The 22012-nt window shown below is 68.1% G+C and carries 16 protein-coding genes and 4 pseudogenes; 4 read left to right on the top strand and 16 right to left on the bottom strand.

The genetic code is table 11. From position 1 onward, the window contains the following. Positions 1–345: 345 nt before the first annotated feature. Positions 346–459 (top strand): annotated as a pseudogene (locus tag ABTX62_RS37880) (rhamnogalacturonan endolyase family protein); the annotation flags it as partial. 86 nt (positions 460–545) lie between these two features. Here the strand turns inward: ABTX62_RS37880 and ABTX62_RS11820 are convergent. From ABTX62_RS11820 to ABTX62_RS11785, 8 genes are all read right to left on the bottom strand, one after another. Further along, positions 546–1784 (bottom strand): glycoside hydrolase family 5 protein, encoded by a 1239-nt coding sequence (locus tag ABTX62_RS11820; protein WP_352116012.1) that lies wholly within the window; start codon positions 1782–1784, stop codon positions 546–548. A gap of 200 nt (positions 1785–1984) precedes the next feature. Then, entirely contained in the window at positions 1985–2365 is a 381-nt protein-coding gene (locus tag ABTX62_RS11815; protein WP_352116011.1) for a hypothetical protein, read from the bottom strand. Between the two features lie 522 nt (positions 2366–2887). Further along, on the bottom strand, positions 2888–3889 hold the full coding sequence (locus ABTX62_RS11810; protein WP_352116010.1) for a PaaX family transcriptional regulator: 1002 nt from the start codon (positions 3887–3889) through the stop codon (positions 2888–2890). 466 nt (positions 3890–4355) lie between these two features. Then, the gene (locus ABTX62_RS11805) at positions 4356–5318 is read right to left on the bottom strand and encodes a DUF6807 domain-containing protein (RefSeq protein ID WP_352116009.1); all 963 of its coding nucleotides are present in this window, start codon (positions 5316–5318) and stop codon (positions 4356–4358) included. Continuing rightward, on the bottom strand, positions 5315–6430 hold the full coding sequence (locus ABTX62_RS11800) for a Gfo/Idh/MocA family protein (protein WP_352116008.1): 1116 nt from the start codon (positions 6428–6430) through the stop codon (positions 5315–5317). Before ABTX62_RS11800 ends, ABTX62_RS11805 begins: the two co-directional genes overlap by 4 nt. 88 nt (positions 6431–6518) lie before the next feature. Continuing rightward, on the bottom strand, positions 6519–7823 hold the full coding sequence (locus ABTX62_RS11795; RefSeq protein WP_352116007.1) for an ABC transporter substrate-binding protein: 1305 nt from the start codon (positions 7821–7823) through the stop codon (positions 6519–6521). A 102-nt stretch (positions 7824–7925) separates the two neighbouring features. Continuing rightward, positions 7926–8822 carry a carbohydrate ABC transporter permease gene (locus ABTX62_RS11790; RefSeq protein ID WP_352116006.1) on the bottom strand — a complete coding sequence of 299 codons (897 nt, stop codon included), beginning with the start codon at positions 8820–8822 and terminating at the stop codon, positions 7926–7928. After that, positions 8815–9735 carry a carbohydrate ABC transporter permease gene (locus ABTX62_RS11785; protein WP_352116005.1) on the bottom strand — a complete coding sequence of 307 codons (921 nt, stop codon included), beginning with the start codon at positions 9733–9735 and terminating at the stop codon, positions 8815–8817. The genes ABTX62_RS11790 and ABTX62_RS11785 overlap by 8 nt, the downstream gene beginning before the upstream one ends. A gap of 184 nt (positions 9736–9919) precedes the next feature. On the opposite strand from ABTX62_RS11785, the gene ABTX62_RS11780 reads away from it, so the two are divergent. Further along, positions 9920–10954 (top strand): LacI family DNA-binding transcriptional regulator, encoded by a 1035-nt coding sequence (locus tag ABTX62_RS11780; protein ID WP_352116004.1) that lies wholly within the window; start codon positions 9920–9922, stop codon positions 10952–10954. 142 nt (positions 10955–11096) lie between these two features. Here ABTX62_RS11780 and ABTX62_RS11775 read toward each other — a convergent pair whose 3' ends face one another. After that, the gene (locus tag ABTX62_RS11775; RefSeq protein WP_352116003.1) at positions 11097–11807 is read right to left on the bottom strand and encodes a cupin domain-containing protein; all 711 of its coding nucleotides are present in this window, start codon (positions 11805–11807) and stop codon (positions 11097–11099) included. 127 nt (positions 11808–11934) lie between these two features. Between ABTX62_RS11775 and ABTX62_RS11770 the strand changes: the two genes are divergently transcribed. Next, complete coding sequence (locus ABTX62_RS11770) at positions 11935–12576, top strand: SGNH/GDSL hydrolase family protein (RefSeq protein WP_352116002.1); 642 nt, start codon at positions 11935–11937, stop codon at positions 12574–12576. Between the two features lie 65 nt (positions 12577–12641). Here the strand turns inward: ABTX62_RS11770 and ABTX62_RS11765 are convergent, their stop codons facing one another. From ABTX62_RS11765 to ABTX62_RS11755, 3 genes are all read right to left on the bottom strand, one after another. Then, positions 12642–14915: a right-handed parallel beta-helix repeat-containing protein gene (locus ABTX62_RS11765; protein WP_352116001.1), complete on the bottom strand. Its 2274-nt coding sequence runs from the start codon at positions 14913–14915 to the stop codon at positions 12642–12644. A gap of 338 nt (positions 14916–15253) precedes the next feature. Next, complete coding sequence (locus tag ABTX62_RS11760; RefSeq protein WP_352116000.1) at positions 15254–15484, bottom strand: hypothetical protein; 231 nt, start codon at positions 15482–15484, stop codon at positions 15254–15256. Between the two features lie 162 nt (positions 15485–15646). Further along, positions 15647–16681, bottom strand: a complete 1035-nt coding sequence (locus ABTX62_RS11755; RefSeq protein ID WP_352115999.1) for a LacI family DNA-binding transcriptional regulator — start codon at positions 16679–16681, stop codon at positions 15647–15649. Between the two features lie 321 nt (positions 16682–17002). On the opposite strand from ABTX62_RS11755, the gene ABTX62_RS11750 reads away from it, so the two are divergent. Beyond that, positions 17003–18010: a LacI family DNA-binding transcriptional regulator gene (locus ABTX62_RS11750; RefSeq protein ID WP_352115998.1), complete on the top strand. Its 1008-nt coding sequence runs from the start codon at positions 17003–17005 to the stop codon at positions 18008–18010. Positions 18011–18462: 452 nt separating this feature from the next. On the opposite strand, the pseudogene ABTX62_RS11745 reads toward ABTX62_RS11750, so the two are convergent. The 4 genes and pseudogenes from ABTX62_RS11745 to ABTX62_RS11730 form a co-directional block, all read right to left on the bottom strand. After that, positions 18463–19314 (bottom strand): annotated as a pseudogene (locus tag ABTX62_RS11745) (fumarylacetoacetate hydrolase family protein); the annotation flags it as partial. Further along, positions 19278–20024, bottom strand: a pseudogene (locus ABTX62_RS11740) (FAD-dependent monooxygenase); the annotation flags it as partial. The pseudogenes ABTX62_RS11740 and ABTX62_RS11745, both read right to left, overlap by 37 nt. Positions 20025–20138: 114 nt before the next feature. Beyond that, positions 20139–21109: pseudogene (locus ABTX62_RS11735) on the bottom strand (cyclase family protein). Further along, positions 21106–21861, bottom strand: coding sequence for a fumarylacetoacetate hydrolase family protein (locus tag ABTX62_RS11730; RefSeq protein ID WP_352115997.1), 756 nt, complete (start codon positions 21859–21861; stop codon positions 21106–21108). Before ABTX62_RS11730 ends, ABTX62_RS11735 begins: the two are co-directional and overlap by 4 nt. Positions 21862–22012: the final 151 nt, after the last annotated feature.

Raw genomic sequence — 22012 nt, 5'->3', positions numbered from 1 at the left:
TGACTGTGAGCGATCACAGAGCTGTTGCGACGGAAGTGCGCAATCACATCACGACGAACTTGAGGTACATCGCGCAGCCTCTCGATCGGGCGCCAAGCTGTCAACCATTGCTCAGGCATCCACGGAAGAAGCAGTGCGATCCTGTGGGTCAGGGGTTCGCGGTGCCTCGGCCGTGAGCTGTCTGATACGGCAGGGGACAAGCCCAGTTCAAGTGCCCTTTCAGGAGGAGTGCGGCGCTGAGGACGGGGCCACGCACGGGACCTCTCGTTGGCTCGTACCCGCACACACTCGAACAGAAAGAGCCAACAGAATGCTTGACGGGCCATCAATGAACGCGTCTCCCCTTCCTCGCCTTTGACCACCTCGACGAACTACTCGGACGCCGGCGCCCCGGACTCGGCCGGTTACACGGTGCGCGCGGTGGTGAACGGCATCGAGCAGGCGCCGGATGTCCAGGCGCCGGCTGACGGCGAAGGCGGGCCCGCCGAGCCTGTCGAGGAGGTGGTATGCAGAGGTACGTACCCGTCGCCGAGATTCGGGTCCTGCTACGTGCCGGACGGAAGGCCGGAGCCGGCAGCACTGCCGCTGGCGCCGGTCATGATGGCGTTGATGATGCCCTGCTGGGTGACCGTGAGGGAGCGCCGGTCGAACAGCCCGAACCCGTACCGACCGGTTGTGCCGTTGTCCCAGTAGACGGTGGCCGCGCCGTATTTCTTGGCCGTGGCCACGACGGCCCGTGCGAAGTCCGCGCGATACCTGTTGTTCGACGAATCGAACGATGACTTGTCGATGGCACCGTACTCGCCCACCACTACCGGATACCCCTTCGTGACGAACACATCGCGCATCATCTTGAGCTGCGCATCGAGATAGTCCTCTTGTCCCCAGGTCGACGTCCTCGACGGGTTGGTCGCTGCTCGACCCCATTGCGTGATGGTGCCGCTTTCCTCTCCGGCGAAGTCCCAGGGGCTGTAGTGATGAACGGAGATCATGATCCGACGCTCATTCGCGGGAATGGAGGGGGAGCGGTACTGGTCGGACGGAAGCGCGAAGCCGTAGTTCCCCGCGGTGTAATCGATGTTCGTGTTCCAGCCGGCCACGAGCAGCCACCTCGAACTGTTGTTTCCGCCCGTTTTCCGCACGGTGTCCACGAAGATCTGGTTGTAGCTGTTGATGTTCGAGTAGCACGGTTGGGTCGGGCGGCCGTACTGCCCGTCGAACTCCTCGTTCATGGACTCCAGGATCAGGCGCTGGTCGTAGTTCTTGAACCTGTTCGCGATCTGCTGCCAGGCTTTCTCGTACTTGGCCTTGATCGTCGCCTGGGAAGGTGAATCGCAGATCAGCCAGGAGCCGTTGACAGTCTTGTACCCGTCGCCGTGCATGTTGATCAGCACATGCAGACCCCTGTTGTAGGCATAGTTGACGACTTCTTGGACTCTGTTCAGCCAGGAGGCGTTGATCGTGTAATTCGGGCCGGGCCCTATGTATCCGAGGTAGGAGACAGGGATCCTGATCGTCTTGAACCCGGCCGCCCTCACTTTGTCGATGAGGGCCTGCGTCACCTTCGGCTGGCCCCACGCTGTTTCGCTGGGGTATCCGTTGGTGGTGGCTTCGAGTTGGTTCCCCAGATTCCATCCCGCGCCCATGTCGGCCACGATCTGTGAGGCGCTCGACTGTGCCGCGGTATCGGCCGATGCCTGCGGCGCCGTGCCGTACACCGATGCGGCAACCGCCAACAGGACGGCAAGGAAAATGACTCTGATCTTCCCTGCTAGTGACGCCATGAGCTTTCCTCTCTTGTGTCCTTGAGGGCGTCGGACCCTCAAGTGGATCCATCTCTACGAGTGGGAGGGCCGGAGCCGCCGGCTGTTCGGTCGGTGGCGTCCACGCCGGCCTGGACGAGCACAGTCGATTGCGCAGCGGCTGACCTCACGCGCGTCCGTGGGCGGCCACCGCGCGAACTCGGGCCGTGCGTGGTTGCTCCTCAACTCAGGGTGGATTCCCAGGTGGCGTGTTGGAGGTGGCTGCACCGGCCACGGGGCCCGGGGCGGCTGATCGCCAGGGACTTCTGCGGGCTGCTGCTGAAGCCGTGCATGAACTCGCAGGCCGGGAAGACGCCCTGGGCGACGGGGGCGCTGGTGACCGGGGAGCCACCGGGAGTGCCGGTGGCGGGGTAGTGGACGTAGGTGGTCCACCGTCGGCTGCCGCGGCTCCAGGCGTACTGACGTACGCCGACCGCGAACCGCTGGGTCGGGGCGCCGGCGCTCGCGGTGGCACCTGCGTGGCTCGTGCTGAGCAGGGACATGCGGACGCTCGCGGCTCCGGCTGCGCTCAGGGTCAGGAAACTACGCCGTTGCATGGTCATGAAGACTCCTGGTGTGGGGGGTGCGGAGCGCTGCTCGGCCAGGTGCCGGGAAGAGGCGTCGGTGATGCCGCGGCGGTGAGGCTGACCTAGGTGGTGGGGGAGTGGTCGTGGGGTGGTCAGGTCGGCGAATCGCGCACGGTGCAGGCCGTTCCGGCCTGCCCGTGGTGGTCATCGGCGTGGTGTGGACTTGCCGACACAGACGCGGCGAGCCGCTGAACACCGGCCGAACCGTGGCTGGTTGAGGGAGCAGCCCTCCGCGCCCACCCGCCCGCCTGTCTGACGGGGAGGTGTCGATTCTGCGGAAACGGCGCAGGGGTGCCTCTCCTTCCACTCGCCGTGTGCTGCACCTCTGGGAGCGTTCCCACATGCCTTGCAACAGGTACATTCCCGACCGGGTGCCGATCTGTCAATCATTGGCGCTCAACTCTGTTGTCTTCGACGCGCATTCGACAGATCGCAGGCTCAGGAGGCACGGTGTGACGTCTTTGAGGCCCGCCCGATCACACTCGCGGCGGCCCGCAGTCAGCCGTGGCCGATCCCCGCACTCATGCCGGCGATCGTGTGGGCCCTGATGTCGGGGTGCGGTCCCTGCGCGCATCGGGTCACCACGGAGCGGACGTGGTCCTGGGCCGGCTGGAGCAGACCGTCGTACACCGCGACGCAGACTGCCCGCGCCCGCGACCGGGGCCAGCCGGGCGGCAGCAGCCCGATGGGGAGCAGCGGGTCCAGAATGGGGAAGTGCCGGTAGGCGTGCATGACCTCGGTCCGTGCACGCACCGCGTCCGCACCGCTGACGCGGTCGGCGCTGATGTGCGCAAGCAAGCCGCTCCAACGATCGACGAAAGCCCGGTAGTGCTCGGCGATGCCGGGCAGGTCCCACGCCTGGACCGGGTTGCGGTCGACCTCTGTGTCCAGTTCCTCCTGCCGCGCGCGGAACACGGTCACCGCTCCCCGCGCCAGGTCGGCCACCTCGATCCGCCCCTTGGGGGTCAGGGGGTGCGGCGACACCCAGAGCGCGTCGTACAGCGGCGCGAATCCGCGCCAGCGCAGCGCGGCGCGCAGTGCGCGCCGCCGCGTGCTCTCCTGTTCGGGGACGGAGAAGGCGATCAGTGTCCACCGACCGTCCCACGAGTCGGGTTGGGTGGTGAAGGTGGCGATCGAGCTGGCGCCGCTCCACAGGTCGACGGCGGCCTGCGACGTCAGCCGGTAGGAGCTGTACCGTCCTTGCCGGCTGCTCTCCAGCACCCCGCGGCGCATCAGCCTGCTGATCGTCGTACGGGCGGCGCCCGCGGTCACGTGGAACTCGCCGAGCAACGCCACGATCGCCGCCGACGGCAACCACGCCCGGACGGGGAACGTGTAGTCGGCGATCAATGTCACTGTGAGTCCCTGCGGCGAGACGTTGCTTTGCCAGCCGGGCGATCGCACGGGGCCGACGGCGCCGTCACCCTCGTCGGAGAAGATCTCCTCGAGGTGGGACAGGTTCGGCAAGGTGGGCTCCGGCGCGGTGGACAGGGTCGGCATCACTGTAGCGGTTGTGAAATCGCCGGGTGTAGCTCCGCCGCGATTGCTCCACCAGGCGGGATCTCCGCGCGCAGGCGAAGGCGCCCCGGCAGTGCCCAGGTGTGTGACACCGGTGTACCTGGAGGGCGATGTGCAGCGAACAGTCCGTCGCTCTTCGTGTCGACTCGTCACTATGACGAAGTGGAGGCGGCCTGGGCAGGCAATGGACGTCGCGATCGCGACCTCGCGCCCGACGCGGCCCCGTCGGCCCGTGACCCAGCCGTGCCGCTCAACTCCATGACGACGGGGGACGCCTACGCCGGATCGACCCCGGCGACGGCGAAACCGGCGAAGGCGAGGGCCAGCGTCGGCGCCATGACCGCGCTGACCAGCCCCGGCCCACCGATCACCGCGTGGCCAGGAAGGCGTGCACCCCCTGGTGAGCGGGGAGTGCACGCCTGGGGCTTGCACAGCGAGCAGGGTCGGATCACTCCGTCGCGAAGCTCCCCGAAGACGATTCCGCGGCACGTGCGGACGGCGTATCCGACGGTGTGAGCACCCGGCGTACCGCATCGGCGAGTGCGGGAGCCGCGGTCGCGTCGGCATCGGCGATCCCGACACCGTAGCGGAACCGCACGGTCGCGCCGTCCTCGACGGTCAGCTCCTCGCTGAAGAACGGTGCCGGGTTGAGGCAGGCGAACTCCTCGGTCCGGGCGAACCATTGCGGCGGGTGACTCGGGTTGGCCGTGTCGTCGAGCATGAGTACGAGCGACTGCGCGTCTGTCTCGTCGTGGCGGCCCGCGAAGCCCATCCACTCCATGCGCCGCCCACGAACCTCGTCACCACCCATGCCTTCCTCGGTCACGAACCGCCCGCCGGTGAATGACCGCGGGCCACGCCAGAACAGGCCGCCGTAGCCGGCGTTCTCCCGTCCCTTGGTGGTCGGCGATCCCATGGCGACGTCCGTTCCGGAGACATTCGTCATCCGCGTCTCGAACGTCAACGCCCAAGCGTGGGGGGAGATCACGCTCGCTCGCAGCGTCCTGCGTTCGGTGAAGAAGAGCGCGCCGGCCTGGGTGGTCCAGTCCAGGTCGTGAGTGAACGTCGCCGCTCCGTCGGTCCTGTCCAGGTCGACAACTCGGCGGTGGGCCTGGGTTCCGTTGTTCTCCAGCTGGACGTAGAAGCGTCCGTGGATGTACGTGGGACCGCCCCAGAAGTTCTCCTCGCCGACGTGGGGCAGGGACCACGCGATGCCCTTGTGCCAGACGTGGTCGTGGGGACGGAACAGGCTGACGACCTTGCCGGCCCGGGTGCGCAGGGGATGGATGTAGGGCTTGGGGGATTCCAGCTGGACGGTGTCAGGCTGGTACACGTAGCGGAACAACTCGGTGCCGCCGTCGCGTACCGTGACCGAGGTGCCGAGGTCGTGGCGGATCTCAAGAGCGTTCATGCGAGGGCCTCCTTGACCGGCTCCCACGGCACTGCGCCACCGTCCATGCTTTCCGCGAACGGGTCGTCGTCGGTCAGTTCGCCCGCGGCGACGCGGACACCGCGGAAGGCCGAGGCGTACGTCGCCGCCGCGAACTCCAGCGTGCGACGCGCGTCCGGCAGGCAGACACCGGGTTCCTCACCGGCCTCCCAGGCATCGAACACGGCCTCGATCTGGAGCCGGTGACCACTCGTGATGTCCGGCTCGTCACCACTGGCCCAGAGGTCCGAGAGCTCCTCGTGGCCGGAGGCCGGCGTGAACCGCCAGTGTTCCTCGCGGTAGCCGTAGAGGTGCTCGAGTTCTACCGTGGCGTACTCGAAGTCGAAGCGCAGGCGCGAGGTCTCCCGGGGGGACAGCAGGGAGTTGACCACCGTGGCGAGGGCTCCGTTGTCGAACCGGACGGCGGCGATCGAGACGTCCTCGGTGTCCGTGGGCCGGGTCTGGCGGTCGGCGAGTGCGGTGATCTGCGACCAGGGGCCGAGAACCGACAGCATCAGGTCGAACTGATGGATGCCGTGTCCCATGGTCGGGCCGCCTCCCTCGACGTCCCAGCGCCCCCGCCACGGCACCTCGAAGTACGCGTCGGGCCGGTACCAGAGGGTCTCGCAGGTGGCGACCAGCGGCCGGCCCAGCGCGCCGGACCGGGCCAGCTCTCGCAGGCGTACGGCCGCCGCGCCGTAGCGGTGCTGGAAGACGGTCAGGACCTTGGAGCCGGTCTGTTCCTGCACTGTGGCCAGCCGGTCCATCTCGCGCAGGCTCAGCGCCGTCGGTTTCTCCACCAGCGCGGTGACGCCGGCCCGCATCACCATGGACGCCAGGGGTGCGTGGGTCTGCGGGGGCGTACAGATGTGTACGAGATCGAGGTCTTCGCTCTCCAGCAGAGCCTGCGTGTCGTTGAAGAGGTGCGGCACGGAGAATCGGTCGGCGAACTCGGCGACACGGGTGGGGTCGACGTCGGCGACGGCGACCAGCCGGGCGCGTTCGGAGAGTTCGCTGAGGGCTTCGGCATGAGCGTGGGCGATACCGCCGGTGCCGATGATGGCCACGCGGTACGGCGGCCGGGGGCTTGGCATGGGTGTTTTCTCTCTCTTGGTTCCTGCCCCACTTCTCGCGGGGCCTCCCGGGGGCCGTGGGCAGCGGCGCCGGCCCCCGGGAAGGAGGTCACTTGGCCGCGTCGATCTCGCCCTGGAGCTCCTTGACGAAGGCCTTAGCGGCGGCTTCGGGCGAGGTCTTCTTGAAGTAGACCTCCTGGCTGTAGCGCTGCAGCTGCGGTTCGATGCCGCTTCCGCCGTTGGGGGTCACGACCGGTGACTCCCCCGGGGTCACGGCCTTCATGTAGTCGGCTGCCGCCTTGTCGGTCCCGGCCAGGCCCGGCTGGAGGTGCTTCAGCATCTCCTTGTTGGCGGGGATTCCGCGCTCCGTCTTGAGGATGTCGGCGGCCTTCTGGTCGTTGAGCATGAAGTTGATGAACGCAGCTGCCTCGGCCGGGTGCTTGCTCTGGCTGGAGACCGCCCAGTACATGGAGGGCTTGAAGAAGTTGGCCTTGGTGCTGCCGACACGGGGCATCTGCAGCAGCTTCACATGGGCGCCCGTGGCCTGCTGGATCGCGGTGATCTGGGTGTTGTACGCCCCCATCATGGCCGCCTTGCCGGTGGCGAAGCTGCCGGCGGTGACACCCGCGGTCATGTCCTCGACCATCGTCGAGGCCTTGACGCTGGCTCCCGAGGAGGTCAGGTCCAGACCGTACTTCCACATCCCGGCGAGCGTGTCGGGCTTCAACGAGACGTTGCCGTCCTTGTCGAAGAGGTTTTCACCGTGCTGACGGGCCCAGTACTTGACGTCGCCGGCGGAGAAGCCGGGCGCGCCGGCGGCACCATGGATCTTGCCGCCACTCTTGTCGGTCAGTTCCTTCCCGATCTTGGCGTAGTCGTCCCACGTCCATGTCGTGTCGTCGGGAACCTTCACGCCGTACTTCTTGAACAGGTCCGTGTTCACGAGGATGGACATGACGCCGACGCCGACGGGAAGCGCGTACTGTGCCCCGTCGACCTGCCCGGTGGCCAGGGCCTGGTCGTCGAACTGTGACGTGCTGAGGAGCTTCTTGGCCTTGCCGAGGTCGTACAGCGCTCCGCGGTCGGCGTACGACGCGAGGTACAACTCGTCCATCTGGACGACGTCGGGAGAGTCCTTGGCCGCGGTCGTCGTGGCGAGAGCGTCCCAGTAGCCGTTCCAGTCCTTGTACTGGCCCTTGACCGTGATGTTGGGGTACTTCTTCTCGAACGCCTTGATGACCTCGTCGGTGAGCTGGGCGCGGGCGTCCGCTCCCCACCAGGTGGCGCGGATGGTGACCGGCTTGTCGCTGAGGTCGGAAGCGGATTCGGCGTTGCCGCCGGAGCAGGCGGTCAGTACGAGCGAGAGTGAGGCGATCGCTCCGACCGCGACGCGTCTGAAGGGGCTGGGGTTCATGGGCTTGTCCTGATTCTGATGGGTGGGTCGGGTTGATGTCCGCGGTGCTCCCGAGCGGCCATGGCCCGGTCGCCTCCGCATGTCCGGCAGTAGCCCCCGCGGTTACTTGCCGCCGGTGGTCGCGATGCCACGCAGAAGGAAGCGCTGTCCTGCGAGGAAGATGAGGAAGACGGGTACGAGCGACACGACGCTCATGGCGAACACCGAGCCCCAGTCCGTCGCGGTCTGCTGGTCGACGAAGGTCCGCAGCGCGAGAGGCGTGGTGTACATGTCCGGGTCGGTCAGGTAGATGAGCTGGGTGTAGAAGTCGTTCCAGGTCCAGATGAAGGTGAAGATCGCCGTGGTCGCCAGGGCCGGGACCATCAGCGGCAGGATGAGGGAGAAGAAGATCCGCGCGTGCCCGGCGCCGTCGAGCCGTGCGGCCTCATCGATCTCGCGCGGGATGCCGCGGATGAACTGCACCATCAGGAAGATGAAGAAGGCGTCGGTCGCCAGGAACTTCGGCACGATCAGAGGCAGGAATGTGTTGACCCAGCCGAGCTCCGAGAACAAGACGTACTGCGGCACGATGATCACGTGGATCGGCAGCATGATGGTGACCAGCATGATGGCGAACCAGATGCGCTTCGCCCGGAATTCCAGCCTGGCGAACGCGTACGCGGCCAGGGAGCAGGCGAGGAGATTGCCGAGGATCGCACCGGTCACCACGATCGCCGAGTTGATCATGTAGTGGCTGAACGGTTCGGAGAAGGCGTTCCAGCCGTTGCTGTAGTTCTCGAGGCGCGGGTGCGTCACCGCGATTCCTGCGCTGCGGAAGATCTGGTTGTTGGGCCGCAGCGAACTGGCCACCATCCACAGGACGGGGTACAGCATCGTCAGGGCACACAGAGCCAGCAGGCAGTGTTTGAGAGGGGCGCGCACCGCACGCCTGATCCGGCGCGTCGCGTGGGGGCGGTGGGCGGGCAGCGAGCGAGGTACGGCTGCGGTGCGGTCAGTCATCGTAGAACACCCAGTACTTTGAGGCCCAGAAGTTGACGGCGGTGAAGGCCGCGACGATGAGGAGCAGGACCCACGCGAGCGCGGATGCGTAACCCATGTCGAAGTGGCCGAACCCGCGCTGGTACAGGTACAGCGAGAAGAAGAGGGTGGAGTCGGCGGGCCCTCCGGTACCGCCGGAGACCACGAAGGCCTGGGTGAAGGTCTGGAAGGCGTGGATGATCTGCAGCACCAGGTTGAAGAAGATGATGGGGGTCAGCAGCGGAATGGTGATGCTGCGGAACTGGCGCCAGTGCTTCGCGCCGTCGACGGAGGCCGCCTCGTAGAGGGAGGTCGGAATCTGCCGCAGCCCGGCGAGAAAGATCACCATGGGTGAGCCGAAGGTCCAGACGTTCAGGACGACGAGGGTCGACAGCGCCGTTCCCGGCTCCGAGATCCAGCCCTGCCCCTGGACACCGACGAGGGCCAGGGCCTCGTTGACCAGGCCGTTGGTCCCGAACATCGCGCGCCACAGCACCGCGATCGCCACGCTGCCGCCGATCAGTGAGGGCAGGTAGAAGACGGAGCGGTAGAAGGCGAGGCCTCGCACTCCCCTGTCCAGCAGCAGGGCGAGCCCCAGAGCCATCGCCAGTTGCAACGGGACGGAGACCAGCACATAGCTGAACGTCACCTGGAGCGACTTGTGCAGGCGCTCGTCGGAGAGCATGCGCGTCCAGTTGTCCAGTCCGCTGAACTGCGGCGGTTGCAGCAGGTTGTACTTGGTGAAGCTGAGGTACAGCGAGGCCAGCATCGGGCCGAGAGTGATCCCGAAGAGCCCGATGAACCATGGCAGTAGGAAGAAGAACGCCGCCTTGTTCTGCTGGCGCGCGCCCCGTTGGGACCCGCGCAGCCGGCGTAGTTCGTTGATGGAGCTCACGGCACTGCTCCCTTGAGCGGCGGCATCGAAACACACTGGTGCGGGCCCGTCCCGGGCCCCGTGCGACCAAAAAAGTGATCGTTCACTCTTCGGGTTGCGAGGACCATAGTGAACGTTCACTTTTTGCGTCAAGAGTGTGTACTCTCTGATTTCCGGAACGTTGGCGGATGGGTGGGAGAAGCGGATGGACGGCGCTGACACGGCGCGACGACGGCCGACGATCACCGATGTGGCGCGACTCGCCGGTGTGTCGCCCCAGACGGTGTCGCGGTACCTGCGATTCAACAGCGGACTGAAGCCCGCGACCGTGGAGCGGGTGGAGAGCGCGATCCGTGAACTGGATTACCGTCCCAACCTGGTGGCGCGGTCGATGCGCACGCGCAAGACCGGCCGGCTGGCGATACTCATGCCCGCCATGGCCTTCAACCCGTCTCGCATGCTGGCGGGGGCCAGCGCGACGGCGCAGGCCGGAGGGTTCTTCGTGGACGTCGTGAGCGCCGGGGGCGGCGTACGTGCGAGGAGCGAACGACTGCTGGAGCTCGCAGATTCGGGACAGTTCGAGGGCATCCTCTCCCTCGCCCCCGTGCTTCCCGCGGTGGAGAGCAAACTGCACCAGAGGACGACCGTGGTGATCTCGGCCGACTTCGACGACGAGATGCGTGGCATCGGGCAGTTGGCCGACGCCACGCCCGTGGTGCGGATGATCGAGCACTTGGCGGCGCTCGGTCACTCCCGGTTCCTTCATGTGGCGGGCGACGCGCAGTTCGCTTCCGCGAGGGCGCGCAAGCAGAGCTATCTGGACACCGTCGAACGCCTCGGGGTCGAGTCCGTCGGGGTCTTCGACGGGGACTGGTCGGGGGAGTCCGGCATCGAGGCGATACGGTCGCTCCCGGGCCATGCGCGGCCGACCGCGGTGATCGCGGCCAACGACCTCGTCGCCGCCGGCGTCGTCCGGGGCGCCCTGGAGCGCGGCTGGGACGTGCCGGGCGACCTCAGCGTGACCGGCTGGGACAACGCGGGCGTCGGGCAGTTCATGACCCCGTCCCTGACCACCGTCGACGTGGAGCTCGAACAGCTCGGCAGCACGGCCATGGCCAAGCTGATCGCGGGTCTGAGGGACAGCGTGCCCGAGACGAGTGAGGGCTCCCTTTTCCGGATCATCTGGCGGGAGTCGACGGCCGAGCCGCCCGCGACGGGTCGTGCCGGCCGCAAGCGGTGACCGAGGGGGCGCCGCTGCCGGAGTGGGCGCGGGGCAGGCGGACCAGGTCCGTCCGCTCTGTCCGCACCACCCGTCCGGTCCGGCGTGGAGATGCGGGCCGAACCGGCCGTGAACGCCGCCCGGTCTCAGGCGCACATCGTCATCAGTTCTCGTATACCTCAAGCCGACCGCACATCCCGAACTTCCCACCGGCAACGGGCTGTTCGGCCCTCACGGCAGCATCCGCGAGGTGCGGGGCCTCTGCCTGCTCCAGCCAGTCGAGCTGCGCCCCGGTTGCTGCGGCGGAGGCCTCGGCCCCCTGTCGCCACCGCTCGCGCCACTCGGCGATGCGCGGCCGTACGAGCGCGGCGGCGGCACGGTGGAAGGCGGCCAGGGCCTGCGGTCCCTCGGCCGCGCGCAGTTCCCGGTAGCCCTTCAGGGCGAGGTCCCGCCGGGCTCGGGCAAACCGCTCCTGCTCCTCCTCGGGCGCGTCGGCCGGGATGGCGCAGGCACGTGCGTACGTCTCCGGATCGGTCAGGTACTCCGGGGGCAGCGTGAGGACCGCGTCCCCGGCCTCCGGCAGCCCGCTGTTCTGCATCAGTACCGTGATCCGCAGATCACCCTCGTTGACCAGCCGGTGGATGGTGCCGGGCGTGAACCAGGCGACCGTACCGGCCTGGAGCGGCGTGACCTCGTACCCGGACGCGGTCAGCGTGTGCACGGCCCCACGTCCGCCGGTGACGACGTAGGCCTCCGAACAGGCCAGGTGCATGTGAGGGGTGCCACCGCACGCCCCGTCGGCGGCAGGCCAGTCGTACACCGACAGATGCGAGATGGCGACGCCCCCGGGCAGGCCGGCATGCGTTGTGGTCATGATGTCAGCACTCCGCTTTCGTGATAGTAAGCGCTTTCTCAAATGCAATTTACGCGCTCCTGGACCAACGGGTCAATGCCCTGATTAAAATCGGACTGCTGAAGAGTCGAGTGATGAGGAGATTGATGTGGGCACGGGGTTGGCGGGCAGGAGCGTCTACGCCTTCGGCGACAGTATCGTGTATGGTCACGTGTATCCGCGCAGTTTTGTGGACATCGTTGCCGAGCGTACTGGAATGGCCCTTTCGAAATTCGCCCGGAACGGCGCGACCATCGGCGCCGACCGGCATGCTTCCGGCGGGCAGATCCTTGCGCAGGTCGAGCAGGCCACGGCAGCCGCGCCGGACTTCATCCTCTTCGACGGCGGTACCAACGACGCCGAGTCGGTCTTCAACGGCCGCTATGACGTGGGGACTTACTCGGCCGCACTCGAGAAGACGCTGCGCACGATGAAGCGCAGGTGGCCTGCCGCCCACCTCGTGTACGTGTCCGCTCACAAGCTCGGTTCGAGGGACTGGGACACCCAGGTGGCACTACGCGAGGAAACCTTGCGGGTCTGCCGGAATGGGAATGTCGCCATCGCCGACGTCTTCGGGGACACCCCGTTCGACACGCGCGATGACGTCCACCGGGCTCAGTACACTTTCGATGACCTGGTCGACGGATTGCCAGGTGCGGAGGGATCCGGAACGCACCCGAATATGGCGGGTATCACCACCTTCTATGTACCGGTGGTCAACTCGAGACTGGAACAGATATCGCCCTGGTGATCGTGGCCGCAATTTCAGCTCTGCCGGGCCGGTATTCGGCCCGGCAGAGCTGATTTCTCATTGTTTCACTGGCCGAATCCGGTACCGCGCGAGATCCGGACGTCATCCACGTGCACCGCTCCGCGCTCGCCCCCGTTCGAGTACCACGCGACCTTCGCGATCCCCGGCATCGAGGTGCGGAACGCGGCGTCGCTCACTACGCGCCGGCCGTCGATGTCCAGGTCGAAGCGCTGGTTCACGGTGTCCACGGTGAGCGTGACCCGGTACCACTTGCCATTGGTGTACGTACCGATCACGGTGTCCGTGGTTCCCTTGTACGCGTGGATCTGGCCGCGGGCGAAGGCGACGCTGACGGCTGGGGCACCGCTGGCGTTGTACACGTAGGGCAGCCCGAACCAGCCGGCCTGCGTGTCGTTGCGCATCACCTGCGTGTCGATGGTCACCACGCCCTGCAGAGGGGTGCTGAAGAGCCGGGCGAGGTTGGTCCCGTCGGTGCCGCCGCCTTCGATGGTGCGGGTCAGCCGGACACTCTTGTCGGTGGCGGACGGCGTCCCCACCACGGAGACGTCGTTGTTGGTCGAGATGACCCGCCATCCGTTGGTCCCGTTGGCGAGCGCGCCGGTCGCCAGTCCGTCGAAGGTGTCCGTGAACGCGATGTTGGGGGCGCCGCGTTCGAAGGCACCGATCTCCGGACCGTTCCCGATCGGCACGGTCGCCCCGGCGTAGTCGAGACCGCCGTTGCCGGTGACCGTGGCGCCGGCGTCGCCGAACACCGATCCTGACTGGAGCGCGAAGTTCGCCGCCGTGCCGAGCCTCGGACCGTTCTCGTCGCCGTACGGACCCGTGGCGGAGGCATTCACGAACTGCGGAGCGCCGACCACGGCGTTCGCGTCCGACGCCGGCCGAGTGGTCAGGTTGGACGAGTATCCGTTGTTGTTGTAGATGATGCTCGACTGTTGCCTGAACTCGGGTGCGGAGTTTCCGGAGACGAACAGGTTGTTGGTGAACGTTACCTTGCCGCCGACGCCGCCGCTCACCATGGTCTGCGAATCGGTGTTGGCGAAGGTGTTGTTGTAGACGTGCGCCACCGAGCCGGTCTGCTGCGACATGTGGATGTTCCACCGCTTGCTGCCGGTGATGACGTTGTAGCGGATCACCACGCTGCCGAACTTGACCGCGGAGTTGCACGCGCACAGCAGGATGCCGTCGCCGTTGTCGTGGAGGTAGTTGTACTGGAACAGCTGGTTGGTGGTGCCGATGTCGGGGTCCAGGGCGTTCTGGTCGGCACCGCCCGACGAGAGGCGGGTGCCCATGATCTCGTTGTGCTGGACGGTGACGCTGTCGGCCATGTTGGTCTCGACGCCGGAGACGCCGACCCGGTCGATCACGTTGCCTTCGACGAGTGCGCCTCGGACGCCGGTGACGTAGATGCCGTTGCAGCCGAAGGGCGTGTTCGCCTGCGTGATGTAGTTGCCGCGGAACGTGACGTTGGTGTACGGCTTCCAAGCGGGGTCGCTGGCCGTGGCGCGCTTGCCCCAGCCGGTGTAGACGGCACCGGGTGCGTCACCGGCGTACTGCTTCGTGACGATCCCGTTGAATGAGGTGTTCTTGATGGTGGAGTTCTGCACGGTGATGCCGTCGAGCATCGTGGGGGCACCGGGCGCGGTGATGTCCTGGACGCCGGTGAGGAAGGCGATGCCGCCGGTGTTCTTCGAACGGTCCCAGCCCTGCCCGAAGGTGATGCCCGGCTTGTTGTCGGCGGTGCTGCCGCCGACCCATTTGACCTCGCCGGTGACGTCGTGCACGTCGACCGAGTCGATCACGAAGTGGTGCAGGGTCTGGCCGTTGTCACCGTGCACGCCGATACCGCGGAAGTCGCCGAGTTTCGAACCGTCTGTCGTCCCGGTGGGCACCGCGTTCGACACGTCGAGGTTGCGGATCTCCCAGTACTGCTGGTTGAACAGCCGCACCGCGTCGGCGACGGTGCCCTGGCCGGCGATCTTCGGCTTGGCGCCCGTTCCGTAGCTGTTGATGGAGATCGGGGCGCCGTCGGTGCCGGACCCCTTCGGCCACAGCTGCCCGGTCCAGCTGTCACCGGACTCGAAGCGAATGGTGTCGCCTGGCTGGAACGTCTTCGAGTTCACCTTGCTCAGCGAGCGCCAGGGCGCGCTGGTGCTGGTTCCGGCGTTGCTGTCGTTGCCGGTCGCGCTCACGTAGTACGTGGTGCCCGCGGCGAAGGCCCGCTGCGCTGGAATGAGCACGATCGACGCGAGCACGACTGCCAGCGCGCACAGTGCGGCGGCTGTCGCTCGTGACACAAGTCTTCGGTTGCCGGTCATGGTCCTCTTCTTGTCGTCTGTGGTGGTGAGGTGCTGGCTCCTGCGGTGACGCGTCCGGTCGAGAGGTCGCGTGACGGCTCGGGGCGCAGGCAGTCGGGGGCCGTGCGGGGGACGCACCGACGGGTGCCCGAGGACACGGGCGCGTGTCCGGTCTGACATGGGGGAAAACGTATTCCGCGCAGTGTGCCCAGCGGCGATCGAGTGCGTCAAGGTTTCGAGCAGATGAACGTGTCGACGTGATGCAGGGGTTCTTCGGCTCAAGGCTCCCGGCGCATGGGCGGGGCAGACCTGCGGTTCGGGCGCGCCCCGCCCATGGGATCGGTCGGAGCCTCAGCTGGTCACGAGACCTTGACCAGCTTCCGCCGCTGGTCGTTACTGCCGTTGTTCGTGTCGGTGACCGTACCGACGGTGGTCCCGTTGATCTTGGCGGTGATGGTGCTGTCCTGGAAGGTCAGGGCCAGGTTCTGCCAGGGCCGGTGCCAGGTGCGGTGAACACGGCGAACCAGCCCTGGTCCGGTGCCTACAGCATGCCCGCACCGTTGGTCCATCACCCAGACCACGCAGTTCACCTCGCCCTTCTCCGTGGGAAATCGTATTCCGCATAGGGGGTACGTCTGTGATCGAAGGCGTCAAGCGCCGGTCAGCGGGCAAACATGTGACCTTGACGTGGCAGGTTCTGGTGGCCCGAAGGCGTTGTGCGCGCCGGCGGGAGTGATCGGCTCAGGGGCGGTTCAGACGACGAGGGTCGTCGTGCTGTCGCGCACCACGACCTGCCCGCGCATCATCAAGTGCTCTGCTTTCGTACGGTCCGCGAGCGCGAGGCGGACCGCCTCGGCACCTGCCTGCGCCAGCGGCAACGACACGGTCGTCAGCCGCGGTGTCACGTCGACCGCGAGCTCGATGTCGTCGAAACCGGTCACCGCGACCTCGTCCGGCACCGCCACTCCGGCAGTACGGAAGGCGGACATCGCGCCGATGGCGATGGTGTCGTTGGCGGCGAGGACCGCGTGGGGCGGCTCCAGCCCCTCGGCGACCAGCCGCCGCGCCGCGTCGAACCCCCCCTGGCGGTTCACCGCGCAGTGCGAGATCCGGATGTGCCGCTCCACGATGCCGCCGTGGTGGAGACCGGCGATGAAGCCCGCGGTACGGGCCGAGACATTGCCTTGCCCGCGGGCGCCGGCCAGGATCGTCACGTGCCGGAACCCCGCCCCGGCGACGTAGGTGGCCAATTCCTTCGCAGGGCCGTGATTGTCGAAGCTGATGGAGTCGAACGGCATGTCGGTGTCGCCGACGATCACTACCCGGCCACCCTCGCGTTCGTAGCCGAGCAACTCGTCGAGCAGGCGCCCGCCGAGGACCTTCGTATCGAGGCGGCTCGAGGTCAGAATGAGCGCACGCGGTCGCAGAGCACGCTGCACCCGGACGGTTTCGAGCTGCCGCTCGGCGGTGCCGTGGGTCGACGAGACGGTCACGAACGCCCCGGCGTCGCGTGCCCGCCGTTCCATCGCCGCGGCGACCATTCCCATCGACGGGGTCGTGAGGTCGTCGCCGACGACCGCGATCGAGTCGTTCGCGCGCCGCATCGCCCGGGCCGAGGCGTCCGCGGTGTAGCGCAACGCGGCCGCGGCGGAGAGGACCCGCTGCCGGTATTCCTCCGCGACTGTCCGGGAACTGCCGCCCAGCACACGTGACGCGGTCGGGACCGACACACCGGCGGCAGCCGCCACATCACGCAGCGTGACGGTCGGCCTCGCTGAATGGGGCATCGTGCCGTCCCTCCCGCACCACGAAAACGAGCCGCCGCCGACGCTACCCGAGGATATCCCCGGCCAGGTCGCCGAGGTGTGGACGAAAGGGCCGCTGACCGACTCGGGATACGGTCGCCCGGCTCGAAGGTGGTCGCGTCGGCCCGGTTGGATTCCGCAAGGCATGTGCGGCGCAGTAAGCACACGGCCTCCGGAGTGACCCTCGGTAGTGATTCCGCGACTTCCAGGCGCTGGGCGGCTCGGTGCACAATGTGCGGCATGGAAGAGGGAGCGGCAGCGCCTGTAAGGCGTCGCGGGGAGGCCGTATCCGAGGGGCACCAGGTGACCCTGCATGATGTGGCGCGGGCAGCGGGCGTCTCACAGGCGACGGCGTCGCGGGTGCTCAACGGCAGCGTCCGCAACGTCCGGCAGGAGAACGTCGACCGTGTGCTCACCGCGGCCGCGGAACTTGACTACGCACCGCACCTGTCCGCCCAGGCGATCGCGCGGGGTTCGACGAACATCGCCGCGCTGGTCGTCAGTGGTGTCGACGACCCGTACTTCTCCTCTATCGCGGCAGGTGTGACGCAGGCAGCCGAAGCGGCCGGACTCATCGTGACCATGGCGGTCGCGGACCGCTCCCCGGAGCGCGAACTCCAGATCGTCGGGACGCTGCGCGGCATACGCCCCCGCGTCATCATCATGGCCGGCAGCCGCGTCGACGGCGCCGATGCTCGCGACCCACTCGTCGAGGAGCTCCACGCCTACCGGGAAGCGGGCGGCAGCGTAGTCCTGATCAGCCAGCACGACCTGCCGTTCCACACCGTCAGCATCGACAACTACGGTGGAGCGCGGCAGCTTGCCCGCGCGCTGGTGGGGCTCGGCTACCGGCGGTTCGCGCTGGTCCGCGCGGGATCCGCGCTCAGGACGTCCCGTGACCGGTGCAGCGGTTTCGTGGACGGTCTGCGCGAGTTCGGCATCGGCGTCGACGAACGGTTGGTGAGGGAAGCCGAGTTCAGCCGCCGAGGGGGTTGTGCGGCGGCCCGGGAGCTCGTCCAGCAGGGACTGGACGGCACGGAACTCGTCTTCGCGGTGAGCGACGTCATGGCGATCGGTGTGATGACCGCATTCCGCGACGCCGGGCTTGTCCCTGGCCGGGACATCGCCGTCGCCGGTTTCGACGACATCGGCCCGGCGGTGGACGTCGTCCCGGAGCTGACGTCCGTGACCGTTCCTCTGCACCAGGTCGGGCTCCTCGCGATGGAGCTCGCGCTCTCCGACGATGACTCCTCGCGGATCGTACCGATCGACACGAGCGTCGTCCTGCGGGCAAGCACGCCCCCTCGATGACCGTGCCGGCTGATCGCGTGGTGAGCGTCGGCTGTCCGGTCCCCGAACTGCTCCCCGGCCCGGCCGACGCCCTCGTGGCGGGCGACGGTCTTCCGGCCTACCGAGCGCGTCGTAGCCGATGAGCACGGCACCGTCCTCGGGAGCCGCCCTACTCAGATCAGAGCGCGACGTCGAGCCGAGCCGGGCGGCGGACCATGCGGAGCCGATGATGTCGCTGCGGATGCGGGGCGGGCTGCCGATGACGGTCCGTCCGCTGGACTGAACCGTCGCCAGGAGGGGCGGGCACCAGGCCCGGAGCGGGCTCACGGCGATAGCCGGGAGCGAGCCGCAGTTCGGGGAAGCGTTCCAGCAACTGTTCCAGGACGACGCGGGACTCCAATCGGGCCAGTGGCGCCGAGGCAGGTGTGGATGCCGTAGCCGAAGGTCATCGGGAGCGATCGGTGCGCGGTCCACGGGCGTGCTCGCGGGCGCCTACGGGCGCGAGGGAGGGCCACCGGTTCGGCCCCGGGTACCACGGTGTTGGAGACGGTGCCGATGCCCTCGACGGTGAGGGTGACGGTGTCGCCGGGCTTGAGCGGCGGCGGGTCCTGGCGGCCGCGTACGCCACAGAGTTCGGCGAGGCAGCCGCCGTTGCCGGAGCCGAGGACGTCGCCGGGGCGTACCCAGGTGCCGCGGGAGGCGTAGGAGGTCATCTCCTCGAAGGTCCAGCTCATGTTGGACAGCAGGTCCTTGCCGACGACCTCGCCGTTGATCTCGGCGGTCAGCGCCAGGCGCAGGAATCCGTCGCTGTCGCGGTAGGGCTCCAGCTCGTCCGCGGTGACGAGGTGGGGGCCGAGGGTGGTGGCGGTGTCCTTGCCCTTGCAGGGGCCGAGGCTGACCTGCATCTCGCGGGACTGGAGGTCGCGTGCGGACCAGTCGTTGTAGAGGGTGTAGCCGATGATGTGGTCGCGGGCCTGCTCGGGGGTGAGGTCGCGGCCCTCGCGGCCGATGACGGCCGCTACTTCGAGTTCGAAGTCCAGTGCCTGGCTGCCGGGCGGCACGGGGACGTCGTCGTGAGCGCCGATGACCGCGTAGGGGTTGGTGAAGTAGAAAGTGGGCGCGTCGTACCAGGCGTCCGGGGCTCCCGGGATTCCGTCGATGCTGCGTCGTACACCCTCGACGTGTTCCTCGAACGTGACGAAGTCGCGTACGGACGGCGGTTGGAGGGGCGGCAGCAGTCGCACCTGGGAGACGTGCGGGCCGCGCGGCACGTCCAGGCTTGCGTTTCGTAGGGCGCGGCGAGCCGCCGCATCTCGTCCGCGCACGAGGCCGGGTCGATGGAGGCGCGGTCGCGGTTGGCCTCGACGAGGTAGGCGTAGATGGTGTTCTCGCTGGTGGGGCAGTAGCCGGCGATGTAGCACGGTCCGCCGTAGGACAGGCCCATGCGCTCCACGCTCTCGGGGCGGGGCACGGGGACGCGCCAGATGGCCATGCCGGTCGGTTCGGGTTTGTCACTGATGCCGATCACCGCGCGCGTGCGGGAGCCGACGCCGTCGGCGGCGACGACGAGGTCGTAGCGGCCCTCGGTGCCGTCGCTGAACCGGGCGGTGGCGCCGGACGCGTCCTGGACCAGTTCCTCGGCGGTGGTGCCGAGGGGTACCGTCGCGCCGCTCTCGAGGACGGCCTCACACAGAATCTCCTGCAGCCGTGGCCGCTGCATGCCGAAGATCGGGGGCAGGTCGTCCCCACCGGTGCGGATGTCCTGCTGGACGTGGAACACGGTCCCGTCGGGCGCGGCCAGACCGACGGCGTGGACGGCGTAGCCGCTCTCCCGGACCTCGTCCCATACGCCGACTTCGCGCAGCACGCGCAGCGCGTTGCCCTGGAGGGTGATGCCGGAGCCGAGCACGTTCCAGTCGGGTTCGGCCTCGACCAGTTCCACGGTGATGCCCGCCCGCCGCAGCAGCACGGTCACGGCGTTGCCGGACGCGCCGCCGCCTATGACGAGGACGCTGCGGGGACGGGGATCGTTCATGGGTTCTCCTTGAGATGGCGCCGTGCGACTTCGAGCGGCAGAGGGGGTGTTGCGGGCCGGGCGGGCGAGGGTGGCGTTGCCGTCCGGGCGCGGCCCGCCCGGCGGTCCAGGGCGTTACTTGACGGCGATGGGATTCACCGGTGAGCCGACGACCCGGTGATGGGCAGGGGCGCGGCGGTGAGCCAGAACGCGTACCGGCCGTCGGCGGCGCAATGTGCGGCGGGGGCGTCGAGGTCCCACATCTCACCGATGAGCAGACCGATGTGAGGGATGGCGACCTGGTGCAGCGGCTGGAAGGCGTGGTCGAACTCGTTGGGCCGCACCTCGAAGCCCCAGGTGTCGGTGGCGATCCCGGCGATCTCGCTCCGGTGCAGCCAGCCGGCCGTGCTGAAGCTCAGCCCCGGCGCCGGCCCGCCCGCGTAGTCGCCCCAGCCTTCGTGACGGGCGCGGGCCAGCCGCCCGGTGCGCACGAGGACCAGGTCGCCACGACAGACGGTCACGCCGTGTGCCTCGGCGGTTGCGGTCAGATGCTCCTCGGTGATGGCGAAGCCGTCGGGCAGTTCGCCGTCCTGGCCGATGACCAGGCCCACGTCGAGGAGGACGCCCCGCCCGGCGACGTGCGGTGCCATGTGCTCGATGCCGGTGACCAGGTCGCCTTCGGAGGTGACGACCTTCTCCGCCGGGCGGCCGTTCCACGCCGTGCCGTGATCGAAGATGTGCCCGAGGCCGTCCCATCGGGTGGAGCACTGCAGGGGCATGGCGATCACGTCGTCGGCGCCGCCGAAACCGTGCGGAAAGCCCTGGCCGCCCAGAGCGGCGTCGGTGCCGGTGGCGAGCATCGTGTGCACCGGGTTCGTACGCCGCCGCCAGCCTTTCTGCGGGCCGTCCATGTCGAAGGCCTGGGACAAGGAGAAGCTGACGCCGTCGCGGATCAGGGCTGCGCCCTCGCGGCGCTTGGCCTCGTCGAGGAAGTTGAGCGTGCCGAGTACATCGTCCTCGCCCCAGCGGCCCCAGTTCGAGTACGCTTTCGCCGCCTCGGCGATCGCCGCCGCGGGATCCGTACGGTCGATATGGGCGCCGGTCATCGTGCGTCCTCCGCGACACAGCGGGTGCGCTGGGCGCCGAGCCCGGTGACCGAGCCGTCCATCACGTCACCGTCGCGCAGCAGCCGGCCCCAGTGGATGCCGTTGCCGGCCGGGCTGCCGGTGAGGACCAGGTCGCCGGGGAGCAGTCGGGCGGTCTGGGAGATGTACGAGACCAGCCGTGCGACGCCGAAGATCATGTCGTTGGTGGACTCGTCCTGCATGGTCTCGCCGTTGAGTTTGAGGGTGACCTGCAGGTCGGAGGGGTCGGCGATGGAGCCGGCCGGGACGATCCACGGGCCGAGCGGGGTGAAACCGGGGGCGTTCTTGCTGCGCAACCAGTCGGTGCCGATCGGGGGCATGTCCCGGCGGAAGACGGTCGCGCGGTCGGTGAGGTCGTTGGCGATGGTGTAGCCCGCGACGTACTCCAGGGCTTCCTCGACGGTGACCCGGTAGGCGGGGTGGGAGATCACCGCGGCCAGCTCCAGCTCCCAGTCGGGCTTCTCGGCCCAAGAGGGCAGCACCATGTCGTCGTAGGGACCGCTGATCGTGGTCGGCAGGCCGATGAAGACGTACGGGAGGTCCTCGGCGGCCCGCTTGTCCATGACCGCCGCGACCTCGGCGCGGGCCTCCTCGACTGTGCCCGGGGCATCCGGGGCGCGGTGCGCGACCGCCAGGTCGATCACGTGCTGCCGGTAGTTGGCGCCGGACTGGAAAAGGAACGTGCCCGCCGCGGCCATCAAGGCCACGGCCATGGTTCCGGCAACCGCCCGGCCGGTACGGCCGGACACCCGCCGTCGCACGGCGTCGACACGCGGCAGGACGGGGATCTGTGCGTCGGCGGAAGCCGGGCCGTCTTCGGGCTCACGTGACACAGCCGCCACAGACGGCGGCTGCACTGTGCCG

This window comes from Streptomyces sp. NPDC096046, assembly GCF_040303285.1.
Taxonomy (GTDB): domain Bacteria; phylum Actinomycetota; class Actinomycetes; order Streptomycetales; family Streptomycetaceae; genus Streptomyces.
This window is presented reverse-complemented; position numbering and strand designations above follow the sequence as displayed.